The organism is Enterobacter sp. SA197, from assembly GCF_054131575.1.
This window is the reverse complement of record NZ_CP096393.1, coordinates 4,865,145-4,880,081: the sequence shown is the minus strand read 5'-3', so window position 1 is coordinate 4,880,081 and position 14,937 is coordinate 4,865,145. Positions and strand designations below refer to the sequence as shown.

Genomic DNA, 14,937 nt, shown 5'->3' with positions numbered 1-14,937 from the left:
GGCTTCATGCCATTTTTAGGCAGGAATGACATAAATTAAACTCATGGTTGCGCTAATGTGGCTGAGCAAATATCTTCCGGAACATCGGGACCAGGCGTTTATTACCGGTTTCGCTAAGATGGTTGTCATCAAAGTACCAGGGCTGTAAATTCTGGCTGCCCATGCAGCGGCCGTCATGACAGAGATACGGGGTAGGATCGAGCACCTGTACGCCGCATTGTTGAGCTGCCTGATACTGTGCCTGCAGAACGACAGTGTTGTGTTGCTGCCACTGGCTGAGCGAAACCGAAATATCCTGAACGGCTCTGCCGGTCATCAGGCTATGGGATAAGGTCCGGGGAACGTTGACGGGCATTTCAGGCATCGGGCTTACAAGGTAGACGGGATGTTCACGATTAAGGGTACAGGCCATCCTGATCATGGCCTCTGCATATTTGCGCAGGTACGTCGCATCATTTTCAGACTGATTGTCGAAAATCACCAGACGCTGCTCCGCGTAGTGAGTCAATCGGTTAACGATGATCACCGGAACCTCTGAGGGCCAGCTCTTTAGCCGGTCGCTGAGTCCGCGGTTGAACTGCCCGCACGCTTTACCCTCTTTAAGTTCGCCGTCAGCAAGGGTCGGGCATCCGGAAGCCGTCAGGCCGATGACCGCCCCGGTCCCCTCCGCGGCCTCTGCTAGTGCGGTTGCCGTCGCTTCTGCATGACTATCGCCCACAATGATGGCCACCGGTTTTCCCTGTCCGTAATAGCTCAGGTGTGTTTTAGGATTCGCCGCAAAATTTTTGTTATTGGCTTCCAGCGCAATTTTGTTTACCAGGGGGTTTGGCTGGCTAACAATAAAATCGTTTTTCACCAGATAGCTAAAAAGCCAGGCAGCTCCGACGACACTGAGAATAATTGACCAGAACTTTATGGCTGATTGCCCGGAAAGATAGTTTTTGGCTGGTAGCTCAATGAGTAACCAAGAAAGCCAGCCTGCAATAAAGGAAAGTGCAATAGCGCCAAGTACCCAGGGGCCTTTGGTATGTTGTCCGGCATAAACCAGATAAACGGCAACAGGCCAGTGCCAGAGATAAACCGAATAAGAGCTTAATCCTATCCAGCGTAGGTTTCTGTCAAACACTGCCGTGATGGACTGGCAGTTGCTGTAAATCACCAGCATTGTGCCTGTTACGGGCAGGAGAGTTAACCCTCCCGGCCACGCATCGTCGGTGGTAAGAAAAACCAGTGACAGAACGATGAGGAGATAACCTGAGATTGCAGTCATCGGACGCAGATTGGCGGTTAGGGTAAAACGTGTTGTGGCATACCAGACAAGGCCGCCACACAGCATTTCCCATGCCCGGTACGGCATCAGATAAAATCGGGTGGATGCGCTGGAAGAGGTCAGTGTTATGCAGGCCAGAAAAGAGCAAAGCGTGAGAATAAGGAGGCAGCTTCCTGAACTGATTCTTTTTCTGAATGGGTATACTGCCATTAATATAATCGGCAGTATCAGATAAAATTGCCATTCGACAGACAGTGACCAGGTATGCAAAAACCAGTTTTCATGGGCACTGGTTGCGAAATAATCGCCTGCTTCCTTATTCAGTTTTATATTGGAAATAAATAAAGCAACATATCCGACATAATTCCCTAACTTGCGGTACTCATTGTTTGGCATCCACAGATATGTCGCCAATAACAGAATGGTGCAGAAAATCAATAAGGCGGGAATAATCCGTTTACACCGTGCAGCATAAAACTGAATCAGATTAAAAGAGCGTCGCTCCAGTCCGGTAGCTATAATTTTGGTCATTAGATAACCGGAAATAACGAAAAAAACATCAACCCCTGCGAAGCCGCCCGGTAGCAGTTGCCCTGCAAAGTGATAAAGCACAACGGAAAGAATAGCAATACCGCGAAGCAGGTTTATATCCTGTCTGAAGTCACGGTCAACCATGACGGTTTGCGTTGCCTCTACAGATAAGTTGATGTTAGCCATACCTGTCCTGGGATAACTTTTGGGGGCGAAGAAAGTGCGGGGAGTATATCAAATATTGTGATGAAATCCTAACGTGTAAATAGGGGGGTGTTGCGATATATTTATATTTTGGTAGCGATGTGCATTAAAAATGGCTTCTTATTTAGAAGCCATCCATTTAATGAATACTTAGTTTAAATTTACTCAACATTCTGAATATGAATGTTGATTACAATAAAATAAATACTATTTATCATCATCTAATAGGTAAACCGGTGACGGATTTACCATTTTACTCCCCAATCAACTCCCCATTTATAACAGTGGCAAGCTGTTCAGCTTGCCAGGTTACGATTACATCTGTCATTGAATGGTTGTCTTTGATCTTCCACCTAGCATGAGCTCACCAGAAGGTTTCCGAGAGTAAGATTCTGTTCCTGTTCGGTAATAGGTATATCCATCCTTTGTCCTGGTTATGTCCATGATCCAGTTAGACTTATTAATACAATTTTCTTCTGTATTCATATCACCGAAGCATAGTAAATAATCAGTATCATGATCTGGAAAAATACCTGAATTTTTAGGAGCAAGCTTTTGATATTTTCCGTCAAACTTCCAGACTGAAACAAAGTAAGTTTCAGCAGATGAGAGGGTTTTAGCTCCATTATTATCCCACCACTCAATTTTACTACTATCACTGAAAGGCATGTTTTTAACTAAAAATTCTTTATTAGAGCCAGTGCCGTGAACGGCAAGGACCTTAGTAGAATTAAAAAAATTCAAATAAAAAAATGCAAAAATAATAGCTGAAAATATAAATGTTATAATTTTTCTGGCTTTCATCCATTCCTCCGACAACTATTTTCAAACCCGGCTTTCATATTTGTTAAAAAATGCTCAAATGCAAAATTTTCCCATCGCTGAAGCACAAACCAGATGCGGAATGCCTTAATATAGTGAAACTTCATATTCATTATGTCACTTTTGTCGAGACCAAAATGATGTTGTCCTGTAAAAATTATTTTCGCTACATAACCATTTTCAGTAGTATCAAGCTTAGTGAGTTGTATCTTTGTGGCATATATGTCGTGTATCGACATTCCTAACTCATTGAAACTATCTGCCCATCTGTTAAATTTAGGATGTATTGAATTTCCTGTTACTTTTCTTATTGAATCTTGTCGGCATCAGATAAGCCATTTTTTACATCAATGGCAACCTTACCGAGTATAGACTAGATTATTTTCCGTGAAAATGACGGAGAGGATTGTTCCTTTAATATTAAACTTTTATATGCACTATCAAGAAAAAGGCTGGAGTAGCTTTTTCCATTGCCATGATAAAAATGCTTTACAAGATTATTAAATAAATTATGTTGTCCTAAGTAATATGTAGACAATGAAGATCGAAGAAACTCATCGAAAAGGATTTGAGCAATTTCCGTTTTTGATTTTTGGTTGTGATGGAATTCTCAAATACAAACCTTCGCCGTCACTGTATCTACCGGGCTGTCTTGTCTTAACAAGAGCCTGAACAGTTTTTACGGTTAGAGAACCCATAAATGAATCCTTTGAATCAAGATAACCCTTTGTGTGTAAAGAGTTACCAGTGGTTGTGGGGAGTAGTTACTTATAGCTCATGCATTTTAACTAGTAAACGGAAACTACTCACCAATCCACCCTCCACAAAATTGTCGAGAGTGGCGGAGCTATATATTCATTACTGAAAGTTAATTGCATAAAAAAGCCCATTTAACATGGGCTTATGTATTATATTGGGCTTTGAAAGAATTTACTCAATGTTCTGAATCTGTTCGCGCATCTGTTCGATCAGGACTTTCAGTTCAATGGCCGAATTAGTGATATCAGCATTAATGGATTTCGACGCCAGGGTGTTCGACTCGCGATTGAACTCCTGCATCATAAAATCGAGGCGACGACCGACAGCTTCCTTTTTCTTGAGGATGTTCCAGGTCTCTTTGACGTGCGCGTCCAGACGATCCAACTCTTCGGCAACGTCAATGCGTTGCGCCATCAACACCAGCTCCTGCTCAAGGCGGTTGTTTTCAAGCTGTACCTGCGCATCTTCCAGCTTGGCAACCAGACGGTCACGCTGCCATTGCAGGATTTCAGGCATCTGGGCACGGACTTTTTTCACTTCAGTGCTGACGCCTTCAAGACGCTGCTCAATCAGCGCTTTCAGTGCCTGGCCTTCGGTTTCACGGGCAATGATGAAGTCATCCAGTGCACCGTCGAGCGCGGCAAGGATTTCAGCAGAAATGGCATCAAGATCCTGCTCCTGAGCGGCCATCACCCCCGGCCAGCGGAGAATATCCACCGGGTTGATTTCGCCCTCATCGCTTTGCATTTTGACCCAGTTCGCGGCCGAGACCAGCTGTTTGGCCAGTTTCTCGTTAAGAATCAGCTCACCCTGGGCGCTGGCATCGGGTTCAAAACGCAGGTTGCACTCAATTTTGCCACGGGTCAAACGTGCACGAATGCGCTCACGAACTACCGGCTCAAGGCTACGAAACTGCTCCGGCATACGAAAGTAGGTTTCCAGATAACGCTGGTTAACCGAGCGCAGTTCCCAGGAGGCGGAGCCCCAGCTACCTTTGATTTCACGCCGGGCGTAGGCGGTCATACTGCGGATCATAGACGTTCCCGTTTTTTAAGGAGAGATGCGAGGATTATAGCTTTCATGGGCTTGTCAGGATAGGAATAACCTGGGTAAGCCAGTATAATGCGCAGCCACATTGGTAACAGCCGGAGAAATCATCATGCGTCCATCAGGTCGTAGCACCACTGAGGTGCGTCCCGTCACCCTGACCCGTCACTATACAAAACACGCTGAAGGCTCCGTGCTGGTTGAATTTGGTGACACCAAAGTTCTGTGCACCGCCACGCTGGAAGAGGGTGTTCCGCGTTTTCTGAAAGGCCAGGGTAAAGGCTGGATCACCGCCGAATACGGTATGCTGCCGCGCTCTACCCATACCCGTAATGCTCGTGAAGCCGCCAAAGGTAAGCAGGGCGGTCGTACCATGGAAATCCAGCGTCTCATCGCGCGTGCACTGCGTGCCGCTGTTGATTTGAACGCGCTCGGTGAGTACACCATCACGCTGGACTGCGACGTGATTCAGGCAGACGGTGGCACCCGTACCGCCTCCATCACCGGGGCCTGTGTGGCGCTGGCGGATGCGCTGAATGCGCTGGTTAGCGCGGGTAAACTGAAAGCCAACCCGATGAAAGGTATGGTGGCGGCGGTTTCCGTGGGTATCGTTAACGGCGAGGCACTGTGTGACCTTGAGTATGTTGAAGATTCCGCCGCAGAAACTGACATGAACGTAGTCATGACCGAAGACGGGCGCATCATCGAAGTACAGGGCACCGCTGAGGGCGAGCCTTTTACCCATGAAGAACTTCTCACCTTGCTGGCGCTGGCCCGAGGGGGAATCGAATCCATTATTTCAACGCAGAAGGCGGCGTTGGAAAACTAGTTTTTAAGGCGACTGAGAAGTCGCCTTTTTTTTGTCTGAAGAAAAGCGGAAAGAGGAGCGAATCCATGAAACCATATCAGCGCCAGTTTATTGAGTTTGCGCTTAACAAGCAGGTACTTAAGTTTGGCGAGTTCACGCTGAAATCCGGGCGTAAAAGCCCCTATTTCTTCAACGCCGGGCTGTTTAATACCGGGCGCGATCTGGCACTGTTAGGGCGCTTTTACGCCGAAGCGCTGGTGGATTCCGGGATTGATTTCGACCTGCTGTTCGGCCCGGCCTACAAAGGCATTCCAATTGCGACCACCACGGCGGTAGCCCTGGCGGAGCATCACGAACGCGATGTGCCGTACTGCTTTAATCGTAAAGAAGCCAAAACGCATGGCGAGGGTGGCAACCTGGTCGGCAGTGCGCTGGAAGGCCGCGTAATGCTGGTGGATGACGTCATCACTGCCGGGACAGCGATTCGTGAATCCATGGAGATTATTCAGGCGAACCACGCCACGCTTGCGGGTGTGCTGATATCCCTGGATCGTCAGGAACGCGGTCGTGCGGATATCTCTGCCATTCAGGAAGTGGAGCGTGATTACGGCTGTAACGTTATTGCTATCATTACATTGAAAGATTTAATTGCGTATCTGGAAGAACAGCCGGAAATGGCTAACCACCTGGCGTCGGTTCAGGCCTATCGCGAAGAGTACGGCGTGTAACAATACCCCTCATACTTCAAGCTGCAGGTGCGTTGATGACGTGTGTTCACCCCAGTCACTTACTTCAGTAAGTTTCTGGGGATGAATGAGCAACATCCATGTCCCTCACCACAGGCCGCCTCTGGCTGTTCAAATTCGTTCCTGACGAATTTGTCACGCGCTTACCGTCTTCCTGCAGCGCGAATTATTTAGAGTATTTATAAACGATGGTCTGTTAAACCAGCTTCGCCCCCAGCGTATTCACATACAGCGAATAGATGGAGGTACTGGAAGCCATAAAAAGCCGGTTCCCTTTTTCGCCGCCAAAGCAAAGATTGGCGCAGCGCTCTGGCAACTGAATCGTGCCGATGTGTTTACCCTGAGTGTTAAAAACGCGCACGCCATCCAGCTCTTCCGTTCCCGTTCCCCAGCCGCACCAGAGATTTCCGTCCATATCACAGGCAATACCGTCTGCCGTTCCGTTGCCACAGTCGATATGCACCCGTTTATTTTTCAGGGTGTTATCGACAACGTCCCACGCGAGGATCAGACGGTTTGGCGTCGCCCGACTTTCCACGACATAGAGTATTTTTTCATCCGGTGAGAAGCAGAGGCCGTTTGGCCCTTTTACCTCACCCAACACCACCGTGAGTTCGCGGGTTTCCGGGTCCAGTCGGTAGACGTTTTGCGGTAATTCAGGCGTCGCCTTATGCCCTTCATAGAAACCTGAAATACCAAACGGCGGATCGGTAAACCAGATAGTACCGTCGGACTTCACGACGATATCATTAGGTGAGTTGAGCGGTTTGCCGTCATAACTGTCGGCGAGAACGGTGATGGATCCGTCGTATTCGGTACGGGTGATACGGCGAGTGTCATGCTCGCAACTGATTAAACGCCCCTGCCTGTCCCGCGCATGGCCGTTGGTGTAATTTGCCGGATGGCGAAAGACGCTGGCCTGACCGGTGACTTCATCCCAACGCATAATAGTGTCGTTCGGGATATCACTCCACATCAGCATGCGCGTATCGCCAAACCAGACCGGGCCTTCTGCCCAGCGGTAACCCGTCGCGATCTGTTCGACCTTTGCGCTGGAGAGCATACAGGCTTTAAAGCTGTCATCGATGGCGATTATCCGTGGATCCGGATAGCGACCTGAGGGTGCCCAGGCGGCAATGCTTTTTTGGCTCAGCAATAATGAGGCGGTAGCGATGCCGCTCAGCTTTAATAGGTCACGTCTCGAAGTTGCCATAAAAACGTCTCCATGTCCGTAGGGGATTTTTCTGTTTATTTGTATGAGGCAGAAAGCTAAGTCCACAGAAAGGGTAAAAGATGTTCATTGGCAGAACATCTGGCAACATAACGAATCAGGTTGGGCTTTTACACATAGTCGTGTGAAGTCATGCAGCTTTTGACGGCTGCATGAGAAGGGGAAAATTATTGCAGTTGCGCGGCAAGAAGTGGCCAGCGGGCTTCAAAATCATCGGTGGGACGATATTTGAATTCGCTGCGGACAAAGCGGGAGAGCATGCCTTCACAAAATGACAGCAGCTGGCTGGCTAACAGATTCTCGTCAGTGGTGTAACCTTCGCCTTCACGCATCTTTTTCTCACGAAGCACCTGACGAATTTGCGACTCAATGCGTTCGAAAAGTTGATTGATGCGCCCCTGCAGGCGATCCTGTTCAAACATCAGCGCATGGCCCGTCAGAATGCGGGTCAGGCCTGGATTTCGCTCTCCGAACCCCAGAATCAACTGCACTATCAGACGCAGGCGTACGGTAGTGTCCTTTTCATCTTTCATGATCAGGTTAATGCGGGTCATCAGGCTGTCTTCGATAAACTCGATCAGGCTGTCGAACATACGAGTTTTGCTGGGAAAATGTCGGTATAACGCGGCTTCGGAGACGCCGACTGACGCCGCCAGTTTTGCCGTGGTAATGCGTTGACTGCCATCGCTGGATTCAAGCATCAGAGCCAGAGACTGAAGTATTTCTTCGCGACGATTCCTTTTCGCGGTTTGTTTTTCTGCCATGTTACAAAATACCCCTGAAATACGCGCTTATCAGGCGAACATCCACGCGACGGCCGCACCCCAGAGTGCGGAAAGTGTTATGACATTATTGCGTCGCGGGATGCGTTAAATGGGCTGCTTATTTACGCCCGGAGTGGCCAAAGCCACCTTCGCCACGGTCCGTGGCATCAAACTCTTCAACCAGATTAAATTCTGCCTGCACAACCGGTACAAACACCATTTGCGCGATGCGTTCACCCGGTTCAATGGTGAAACTATCCTGACCACGGTTCCAGACGGAGACCATTAACTGGCCCTGGTAGTCAGAATCAATCAGGCCGACCAGATTGCCGAGCACAATGCCATGTTTATGACCAAGGCCAGAACGCGGCAGAATAACGGCCGCAAGCGAAGCGTCAGCGATATGAATCGCAAGGCCGGTAGGCAGCAGCGTAGTTTCACCTGGTGCCAACGCTACGGCGTCATCGAGGCAGGCTCGCAGGTCAAGGCCGGCAGAGCCAGCGGTGGCATAGGTTGGCAGCGGAAATTGCTTACCAACACGCGGGTCCAGAATCTTAACGTCGATTTTTTTCATCATAACGGGTAACGATCTCGTCCAGTAATAAGTGGCCTAACTGTTCCTTGCTCTTTAGCGGTAAAGGTTTATCGCCATCCTGCCAGAAAAGATGCAAAGCGTTACTATCGCTATTAAAGCCTTGATTAGCCTTAGAAACATCATTGGCACAGATTAAATCAAGGTTTTTGCGGGTACGTTTTTGCCGGGCATATTCTTCCACATTATTTGTTTCGGCGGCAAACCCAACGACAAAGGGGCGGTGTGTGGTCAGTGCAGCAACCCCGGCAACGATGTCCGGGTTTTTAACCATTTTTATTGTTAATTCATCGCCTTGCTTCTTAATTTTTTCCCCGGCGACTGTCGCAGCACGGTAATCCGCAACGGCAGCACAGCCGATAAAAATCTGCTGCTGCTGCACGAGAGCCTGTACAGCGGCTTCCATTTCCAGCGCAGTGGTGACGTCAATACGCTGCACGAAAGCGGGTGTGGGCAGGGAGACCGGCCCGGATATCAGCGTCACTCTGGCACCACGACGGGCAGCGGCGGCGGCAATCGCAAAGCCCATTTTTCCTGAACTATGATTCGTGATATAGCGCACTGGATCCAGCGGCTCACGCGTTGGGCCTGCGGTAATCATGATGTTGAGATGTTGCAGATCGTTGACGGGCGCGAAGTGGGCAGCGGCCATGTCGACGATGGTTAACGGGTCCAGCATTCTGCCTGGCCCAACGTCTCCGCAAGCCTGGCTGCCGCTGTCCGGACCCCAGACTAAAAGGCCACGCGACGCGAGGACCGCTAAATTGTGTTGAGTCGCCGTGGCGCGATACATTTGCTGGTTCATCGCAGGTACAACGGCAACGGGCGAGGGCGTCGCCAGGCAAATTGTTGAGACCAGGTCGTTGGCCATTCCGGCTGCAACACGGGCAATCAGATCGGCGGTGGCAGGCGCCAGGATAACCAGATCTGCCCATTTTCCCAGCTCAATATGGCCCATTGCAGCTTCCGCTGCAGGGTCGAGCAGACTGTCAGACACGGGGTAGCCAGAGACGGCTTGCAGGCTTAGCGGGGTAATAAACGCTTTCGCCGCTTCAGTCATTGCTACGCGCACATCGGCACCGCGATCGCGCAGGCGACGTACAAGCTCCGGTGCTTTATAGGCCGCAATGCCACCGCTAATACCGAGAACGATTTTTTTACCCGCCAGACTCACCATGATTCTTTCCTGTTGGAGTTCACCAGAAGGCGGGCATTTTATCACAATCCTGGCGTTGTCGTGTTTTTGCCCGTTCTGCGGTTTGCGAGGCGCTACGCAAGGATCTCTTCTCCCTGTCGAGTCGGTACGGCGCCTGTGGCAGCATGGCTCAATAAGGGAGGAGTCGACATGGAATCGGTGTATTTACCCAAGCTGCCCCGAGAGAAAATGATGAATTCGGGCGTTGAGTCGCTAACGGATGTGGAGCTGCTGGCCCTGTTTTTACGCACCGGCGTACCTGGCATTCCCGTGATGGCGCTGGCGACGGAGCTGCTTACGCATTTTGGCTCTCTTTATACGCTGCTGACCGCCGATTATCAGGCTTTCAGGCAGGTGAATGGCATTGGGGTGGCGAAATATGCTCAGTTAAAAGGTATCGCTGAACTGGCACGGCGTTTTCATAGCGTGAAAATGCTGGAAGAGACGGCGCTGCTCAGCCCGGAAATGACGCTGGAATTTTTGCAAAGTCAGCTGGCGGGGGAAACGCGCGAGATCTTTATGGCGATCTTTCTGGATAATCGTAACCGGGTGCTTAAATACAGCCGCCTTTTTACTGGCACCATAGACCAGGTGGAAGTACACCCGCGAGAAATAGTGCGTGAAGCGATGAAATTGAACGCTGCCGCCGTGATCCTTGCACATAATCATCCTTCGGGTAGCGCTGAACCCAGTAAAGCGGATAGAATCGTCACCGAAAAGGTGGTGAAGTGCTGTCAGCTCATGGAAATCCGTGTGCTCGATCACCTGGTGATAGGTCGTGGAGAGTACGTTTCGTTCGCGGAACGTGGGTGGATTTAAACCTCTTTGCGCGATCCATCGGGATCTTTGTCTGTTCGGGACTTGAGCACATCGCCGAGTCAGCGTATACTACGCCACCTTTGAGAATCTCGGGTTTGGCAATTGGGCCTGGCTACACGAGTTCGCTTAGAACCGTCAGACCAGGCTGTGAAAGCCTGACGAGGCGCCAATACCCCATACGAAGCTCGAGCTAATTTGATTTTTGGAGAATAGACATGTCCCGAGTCTGCCAAGTTACTGGCAAGCGTCCGGTGACCGGTAACAACCGTTCCCACGCACTGAACGCGACTAAACGCCGTTTCCTGCCTAACCTGCACTCTCACCGTTTCTGGGTTGAGAGCGAAAAGCGTTTTGTCACCCTGCGTGTATCTGCTAAAGGTATGCGTGTAATTGATAAGAAAGGCATCGATACAGTTCTTACCGAACTGCGTGCCCGTGGCGAAAAGTACTAAGTACTTAGAGGAAATAAATCATGGCTAAAGGTATTCGTGAGAAAATCAAGCTGGTTTCTTCTGCTGGTACTGGTCACTTCTATACCACCACGAAGAACAAACGTACTAAGCCGGAAAAACTGGAACTGAAAAAGTTCGATCCAGTTGTCCGTCAGCACGTTCTTTACAAAGAAGCAAAAATTAAATAATTTTGGCTTTCTTGTACGAAAACCTCGCTTCGGCGGGGTTTTTGCGTTTTCAGACCCGGAGAATGCAACATGCCAGAGTTACCAGAGGTAGAAACCAGCCGCCGTGGCATTGAGCCGCATCTGGTGGGTGCCAACATCCTTCATGCTATTGTTCGCAACGGTCGCCTGCGCTGGCCGGTTTCCAGTGAGATTCATAGCCTGAGCGACAAGCCCGTGCTCAGCGTGCAGCGCCGTGCGAAGTACCTGCTGCTTGAGCTGCCTGATGGCTGGATAATTATTCACCTCGGGATGTCCGGTAGTCTGCGTATTCTCCCGGAAGAGCTGCCTGCCGAAAAGCATGACCATGTCGACCTGGTGATGAGTAACGGCAAGGTTTTGCGCTATACCGACCCTCGCCGCTTTGGTGCCTGGCTGTGGACCAAAGCGCTGGAAGGCCATAACGTTCTGGCCCACCTCGGCCCTGAGCCGCTCAGCGATGCGTTTAACGCAGACTACCTGCAACAAAAATGCGCGAAGAAAAAAAACGGCCATTAAACCCTGGCTGATGGATAACAGGCTGGTGGTGGGGGTGGGCAACATCTACGCCAGTGAATCGCTCTTTGCCGCAGGTATTCACCCTGACCGACTGGCCTCCTCGCTTTCCCGCGAGGAGTACGAGTTGCTGGTGCGAGTGATTAAAGCAGTATTACTGCGCTCAATAGAGCAGGGCGGAACGACGCTGAAGGACTTTTTGCAAAGTGACGGTAAACCGGGCTACTTTGCGCAGGAGTTGCAGGTGTACGGTCGTAAAGGGGAGCCCTGCCGGGTATGCGGTACGCCTGTTGTGGCAGCAAAACATGCGCAACGCGCGACGTTCTATTGCCGGCAGTGTCAGAAGTAGCCAGGTACGGGCCGGGTAAAGGTTGTGCCACTACCCGGCGCTAAGCGCTACTTCAGCTTCTCCATCAGCGCCTGGTGCACATTTTCGGGCAGAAAGTGGGTGACATCACCAGCGTGGCGGGCCACCTCTTTGACCAGGGTGGAGGAGATAAACGACCACTCCTTCGATGGCATTAAAAACACACTCTCCAGCTCCGGCATTAAATGACGATTCATATGCGCAAGCTGCATCTCATACTCGAAATCGGCGACGGCTCGCAGGCCACGGATTAAAATATTCGCCTGCTGGGCTCGGGCAAAATTGGCCATCAGATCGCCAAATCCGGTTACCGTCACGTTGGGAATGTGCTGGGTTGCCTCTCGTGCCAGGGCCACGCGTTCATCAAGCGAAAACATTGGCTTTTTGCTCGGGCTGGCGGCAATTGCCAGCACCACCTCGTTAAACATGGTGGCGGCACGGGCGACAATATCAATATGTCCGTTGGTGATCGGGTCGAACGTACCGGGATAAATCGCTTTTGTGCTCATCCGTTACCCTTCTCAGCGTAGCCGTGGTTTAACGCCCACAGCTCGGTGTATTTGTTGAAAGTATACTGCGCATTTACCACGGCCAGCAGCCAGCCCTGTTTGCCATCCAGTATGCCGCCGCGCAGCACCAGGGTTTTGAAAAACGCCCCCAGCGTATGGGCGAAGATAGCGGTCAGTGAAGTTTTCTTACCCTTATGGTGACGTTCCTGTGCCCAGGCCGTGGCGTAATTGAACTGCTTGCGCTGGAAGCTGGCAAAGTCGCGGCAGGTCAGATGTAACAGATCGCCGCCAAGCTCAATGACTTTTGCGCCCTGCGTTTCCAGCGATTCATGCACCCGATTGTCGTTGTACTGAAAACGTTCACGCGGATACAGACGCATAACCCGGTCGGGGTACCAGCCGCTGTGGCGCATAAAGCGTCCAAGAAAATAGTTACGGCGGGCGATACTGTAGACAGCGTCAGGGTGAGGGGAGGCCAGGGCGGCACGGAGCGCATTGGCCAGTTCCGGCGTCACGCGCTCATCGGTATCAATCATCAGTACATAGTCGCCAGTGGCATAGCGTTGTGCACGCTGCCGCTGCACGCCATAACCCTGCCAGTCAGCCTCAATAAAGACCTTCGCCCCGGCAGCGCGCGCCAGTTCAACGGTATTGTCTTCGCTTCCGGAGTCGAGCAGCACGATTTCGTCTGCCCACGCCACCGAAGCGAGGCAATCCGGCAGCAGGTCAGCCGCATTTTTGGCGATCATGACCACCGACAAACGTGGGGACATTAATGGCTCCGTTGCGGTAAATACGGTTGCAGAAGCTGGAGCAGACGCGTCAACGCACCCTGGTTCTGGTGCAGCACTTCAACGGCATGGCGCCCGCACCATAAACGATAGTCTTCATCGGTTAACAGCGTGGAGATTTCTTTGGTGAGCGATGCCGCATCCGTGACGGTTATCAGGCCATCAGCAGCCTGCAGGCGTGCGCAGATGTCTTTGAAATTAAAAGTATGTGGACCCATCAGCACGGGCAGTGCGTGTGCTGCCGCTTCGAGCGGGTTGTGACCGCCTCGCTCGACCAGACTGCCGCCCACGAACGCGATATCAGCAATCCCGTACAGCATCATCAGTTCGCCCATGGTGTCACCAATCACCACCTGAGTACTACCAGATGGAATTTCACCTGAGCTGCGGGTAATAAAGCTAAAGCCGCCCTTACGGGCCATGTCACAGGCATCCGGGAAGCGCTCCGGATGACGCGGCACCAGAATCAGCAGTAAGTCGGGGAAAGTTTCCAGCAGCGCGCGGTGGGCCTGCAGGATAATGGTTTCTTCGCCGTCGTGGGTACTGGTTGCAATCCATACCTTGCGACGGGGTGCCCACTGGCGGCGAAGCGTGATCGCACGGGCTGCAAGTTCTGGCGTCACGGAAATATCAAATTTGAGGCTACCTGTTACCGCCAGCTGATTACGCTTCAGGCCAAGCTGCAGGAAGCGATCACCATCTTCCTGGGTCTGGGCCGCCATCAGGGTGATTTTACTGAGCAGGCGGCGCATAAACTTACCGAGCTTGCCGTAGCCTTTCGCAGAGCGGTCAGAAAGCCGGGCGTTGGCAATCACCAGAGGGATTTTGCGGGCGTGCAGGGCCGAAATCATATTGGGCCACAGTTCGGTTTCCATGACGATAACCAGCTTCGGGCGCACGGTATCGAGAAAGCGGCGCATGGCGCAGGGCAGGTCATAGGGCAAATAGACATGATGCACATCTTTACCAAAGGCGGACAGCGCGCGCTCTGAGCCCGTCGGCGTCATGGTCGTGACCGTAATCGGCAGGGTGGGGTAACGGTGGCGCAATGCGCGAACCAACGGCACCGCCGCCAGGGTTTCACCCACGGAGACCGAGTGCAGCAAGATACCGTCCGGGTTCACTTTGTTACGACAAAAACCATAGCGTTCAGCCCAGCGTTTACGATAGGCAGGGGCTTTCCGGCTACGCAGCAAAAGGCGCAACCACACCAGAGGCTGAATGAAGTAAAGCAGGAGGGTATACAACAATTCCAAGCGATAATCCGTCTTTTTAGTTTCGGCGGGCAAATTCTAAGCATTTAGGCCGCTT

At 51.2% G+C, this 14,937-nt stretch carries 17 protein-coding genes and 1 pseudogene; 6 read left to right on the top strand and 12 right to left on the bottom strand.

Annotated features, from left to right (window positions below):
- Window positions 1-52: 52 nt before the first annotated feature.
- The 5 genes from M1D91_RS22900 to M1D91_RS22880 all read right to left on the bottom strand — a co-directional run bounded on the left by M1D91_RS22900 (window position 53) and on the right by M1D91_RS22880 (window position 4,621).
- On the bottom strand, window positions 53-1,987 hold the full coding sequence (locus M1D91_RS22900) for an acyltransferase family protein (RefSeq protein ID WP_437433293.1): 1,935 nt from the start codon (window positions 1,985-1,987) through the stop codon (window positions 53-55).
- 342 nt (window positions 1,988-2,329) lie between these two features.
- Window positions 2,330-2,809 carry a DUF943 family protein gene (locus M1D91_RS22895; protein WP_437433292.1) on the bottom strand — a complete coding sequence of 160 codons (480 nt, stop codon included), beginning with the start codon at window positions 2,807-2,809 and terminating at the stop codon, window positions 2,330-2,332.
- A complete protein-coding gene (locus M1D91_RS22890; protein ID WP_437433330.1) occupies window positions 2,806-3,114 on the bottom strand; it encodes a DUF3289 family protein in 309 nt (102 codons plus the stop codon). Before M1D91_RS22890 ends, M1D91_RS22895 begins: the two co-directional genes overlap by 4 nt.
- 86 nt (window positions 3,115-3,200) lie before the next feature.
- Window positions 3,201-3,365 (bottom strand): DUF3289 family protein, encoded by a 165-nt coding sequence (locus M1D91_RS22885; RefSeq protein ID WP_437433291.1) that lies wholly within the window; start codon window positions 3,363-3,365, stop codon window positions 3,201-3,203.
- A 392-nt stretch (window positions 3,366-3,757) separates the two neighbouring features.
- Window positions 3,758-4,621 carry a YicC/YloC family endoribonuclease gene (locus M1D91_RS22880; protein WP_437433290.1) on the bottom strand — a complete coding sequence of 288 codons (864 nt, stop codon included), beginning with the start codon at window positions 4,619-4,621 and terminating at the stop codon, window positions 3,758-3,760.
- 124 nt (window positions 4,622-4,745) lie between these two features.
- Here M1D91_RS22880 and rph point away from each other — a divergent pair, with 124 nt between their 5' ends.
- Both rph and pyrE read left to right on the top strand, forming a co-directional pair.
- Entirely contained in the window at window positions 4,746-5,462 is a 717-nt protein-coding gene (rph, locus tag M1D91_RS22875; protein ID WP_437433289.1) for a ribonuclease PH, read from the top strand.
- Window positions 5,463-5,527: 65 nt separating this feature from the next.
- Window positions 5,528-6,169, top strand: a complete 642-nt coding sequence (gene pyrE / locus M1D91_RS22870) for an orotate phosphoribosyltransferase (RefSeq protein WP_437433288.1) — start codon at window positions 5,528-5,530, stop codon at window positions 6,167-6,169.
- 214 nt (window positions 6,170-6,383) lie between these two features.
- Here the strand turns inward: pyrE and M1D91_RS22865 are convergent, their stop codons facing one another.
- From M1D91_RS22865 to coaBC, 4 genes are all read right to left on the bottom strand, one after another.
- Window positions 6,384-7,400 carry an SMP-30/gluconolactonase/LRE family protein gene (locus M1D91_RS22865; protein WP_437433287.1) on the bottom strand — a complete coding sequence of 339 codons (1,017 nt, stop codon included), beginning with the start codon at window positions 7,398-7,400 and terminating at the stop codon, window positions 6,384-6,386.
- A 185-nt stretch (window positions 7,401-7,585) separates the two neighbouring features.
- On the bottom strand, window positions 7,586-8,182 hold the full coding sequence (gene slmA, locus M1D91_RS22860) for a nucleoid occlusion factor SlmA (RefSeq protein ID WP_437433286.1): 597 nt from the start codon (window positions 8,180-8,182) through the stop codon (window positions 7,586-7,588).
- A gap of 118 nt (window positions 8,183-8,300) precedes the next feature.
- Window positions 8,301-8,759, bottom strand: coding sequence for a dUTP diphosphatase (gene dut / locus M1D91_RS22855; RefSeq protein ID WP_437433285.1), 459 nt, complete (start codon window positions 8,757-8,759; stop codon window positions 8,301-8,303).
- The gene (gene coaBC / locus M1D91_RS22850; RefSeq protein ID WP_437433329.1) at window positions 8,737-9,948 is read right to left on the bottom strand and encodes a bifunctional phosphopantothenoylcysteine decarboxylase/phosphopantothenate--cysteine ligase CoaBC; all 1,212 of its coding nucleotides are present in this window, start codon (window positions 9,946-9,948) and stop codon (window positions 8,737-8,739) included. Before coaBC ends, dut begins: the two co-directional genes overlap by 23 nt.
- 171 nt (window positions 9,949-10,119) lie before the next feature.
- On the opposite strand from coaBC, the gene radC reads away from it, so the two are divergent.
- From radC to mutM, 4 genes and pseudogenes are all read left to right on the top strand, one after another.
- Window positions 10,120-10,788 (top strand): RadC family protein, encoded by a 669-nt coding sequence (gene radC / locus M1D91_RS22845; RefSeq protein WP_437433284.1) that lies wholly within the window; start codon window positions 10,120-10,122, stop codon window positions 10,786-10,788.
- A gap of 215 nt (window positions 10,789-11,003) precedes the next feature.
- Entirely contained in the window at window positions 11,004-11,240 is a 237-nt protein-coding gene (gene rpmB / locus M1D91_RS22840) for a 50S ribosomal protein L28 (protein ID WP_032198225.1), read from the top strand.
- Between the two features lie 20 nt (window positions 11,241-11,260).
- A complete protein-coding gene (gene rpmG, locus M1D91_RS22835; RefSeq protein WP_003024094.1) occupies window positions 11,261-11,428 on the top strand; it encodes a 50S ribosomal protein L33 in 168 nt (55 codons plus the stop codon).
- Between the two features lie 69 nt (window positions 11,429-11,497).
- A pseudogene (gene mutM, locus M1D91_RS22830) lies at window positions 11,498-12,308 on the top strand (bifunctional DNA-formamidopyrimidine glycosylase/DNA-(apurinic or apyrimidinic site) lyase).
- A 47-nt stretch (window positions 12,309-12,355) separates the two neighbouring features.
- On the opposite strand, the gene coaD reads toward mutM, so the two are convergent.
- Genes coaD through waaA form a run of 3 tightly spaced genes read right to left on the bottom strand, consistent with a single transcriptional unit; the run spans window position 12,356 to window position 14,882 of the window.
- Entirely contained in the window at window positions 12,356-12,835 is a 480-nt protein-coding gene (gene coaD / locus M1D91_RS22825; RefSeq protein WP_437433282.1) for a pantetheine-phosphate adenylyltransferase, read from the bottom strand.
- Complete coding sequence (locus M1D91_RS22820) at window positions 12,832-13,608, bottom strand: glycosyltransferase family 2 protein (RefSeq protein WP_437433281.1); 777 nt, start codon at window positions 13,606-13,608, stop codon at window positions 12,832-12,834. Before M1D91_RS22820 ends, coaD begins: the two co-directional genes overlap by 4 nt.
- Window positions 13,608-14,882 carry a lipid IV(A) 3-deoxy-D-manno-octulosonic acid transferase gene (gene waaA, locus M1D91_RS22815; RefSeq protein WP_437433280.1) on the bottom strand — a complete coding sequence of 425 codons (1,275 nt, stop codon included), beginning with the start codon at window positions 14,880-14,882 and terminating at the stop codon, window positions 13,608-13,610. Before waaA ends, M1D91_RS22820 begins: the two co-directional genes overlap by 1 nt.
- Between the last annotated feature and the right edge of the window lie 55 nt (window positions 14,883-14,937).

Bases quoted from the DNA above. Each gene is read 5' to 3' on its own strand.
- pyrE (WP_437433288.1), top strand. From the start codon at position 5,528: ATGAAACCATATCAGCGCCAGTTTATTGAGTTTGCGCTTAACAAGCAG.
- dut (WP_437433285.1), bottom strand. From the start codon at position 8,759: ATGATGAAAAAAATCGACGTTAAGATTCTGGACCCGCGTGTTGGTAAG.
- M1D91_RS22865 (WP_437433287.1), bottom strand. From the start codon at position 7,400: ATGGCAACTTCGAGACGTGACCTATTAAAGCTGAGCGGCATCGCTACC.
- rph (WP_437433289.1), top strand. From the start codon at position 4,746: ATGCGTCCATCAGGTCGTAGCACCACTGAGGTGCGTCCCGTCACCCTG.
- rpmG (WP_003024094.1), top strand. From the start codon at position 11,261: ATGGCTAAAGGTATTCGTGAGAAAATCAAGCTGGTTTCTTCTGCTGGT.
- slmA (WP_437433286.1), bottom strand. From the start codon at position 8,182: ATGGCAGAAAAACAAACCGCGAAAAGGAATCGTCGCGAAGAAATACTT.
- M1D91_RS22820 (WP_437433281.1), bottom strand. From the start codon at position 13,608: ATGTCCCCACGTTTGTCGGTGGTCATGATCGCCAAAAATGCGGCTGAC.
- radC (WP_437433284.1), top strand. From the start codon at position 10,120: ATGGAATCGGTGTATTTACCCAAGCTGCCCCGAGAGAAAATGATGAAT.
- coaD (WP_437433282.1), bottom strand. From the start codon at position 12,835: ATGAGCACAAAAGCGATTTATCCCGGTACGTTCGACCCGATCACCAAC.
- M1D91_RS22895 (WP_437433292.1), bottom strand. From the start codon at position 2,809: ATGAAAGCCAGAAAAATTATAACATTTATATTTTCAGCTATTATTTTT.
- M1D91_RS22900 (WP_437433293.1), bottom strand. From the start codon at position 1,987: ATGGCTAACATCAACTTATCTGTAGAGGCAACGCAAACCGTCATGGTT.
- rpmB (WP_032198225.1), top strand. From the start codon at position 11,004: ATGTCCCGAGTCTGCCAAGTTACTGGCAAGCGTCCGGTGACCGGTAAC.
- M1D91_RS22880 (WP_437433290.1), bottom strand. From the start codon at position 4,621: ATGATCCGCAGTATGACCGCCTACGCCCGGCGTGAAATCAAAGGTAGC.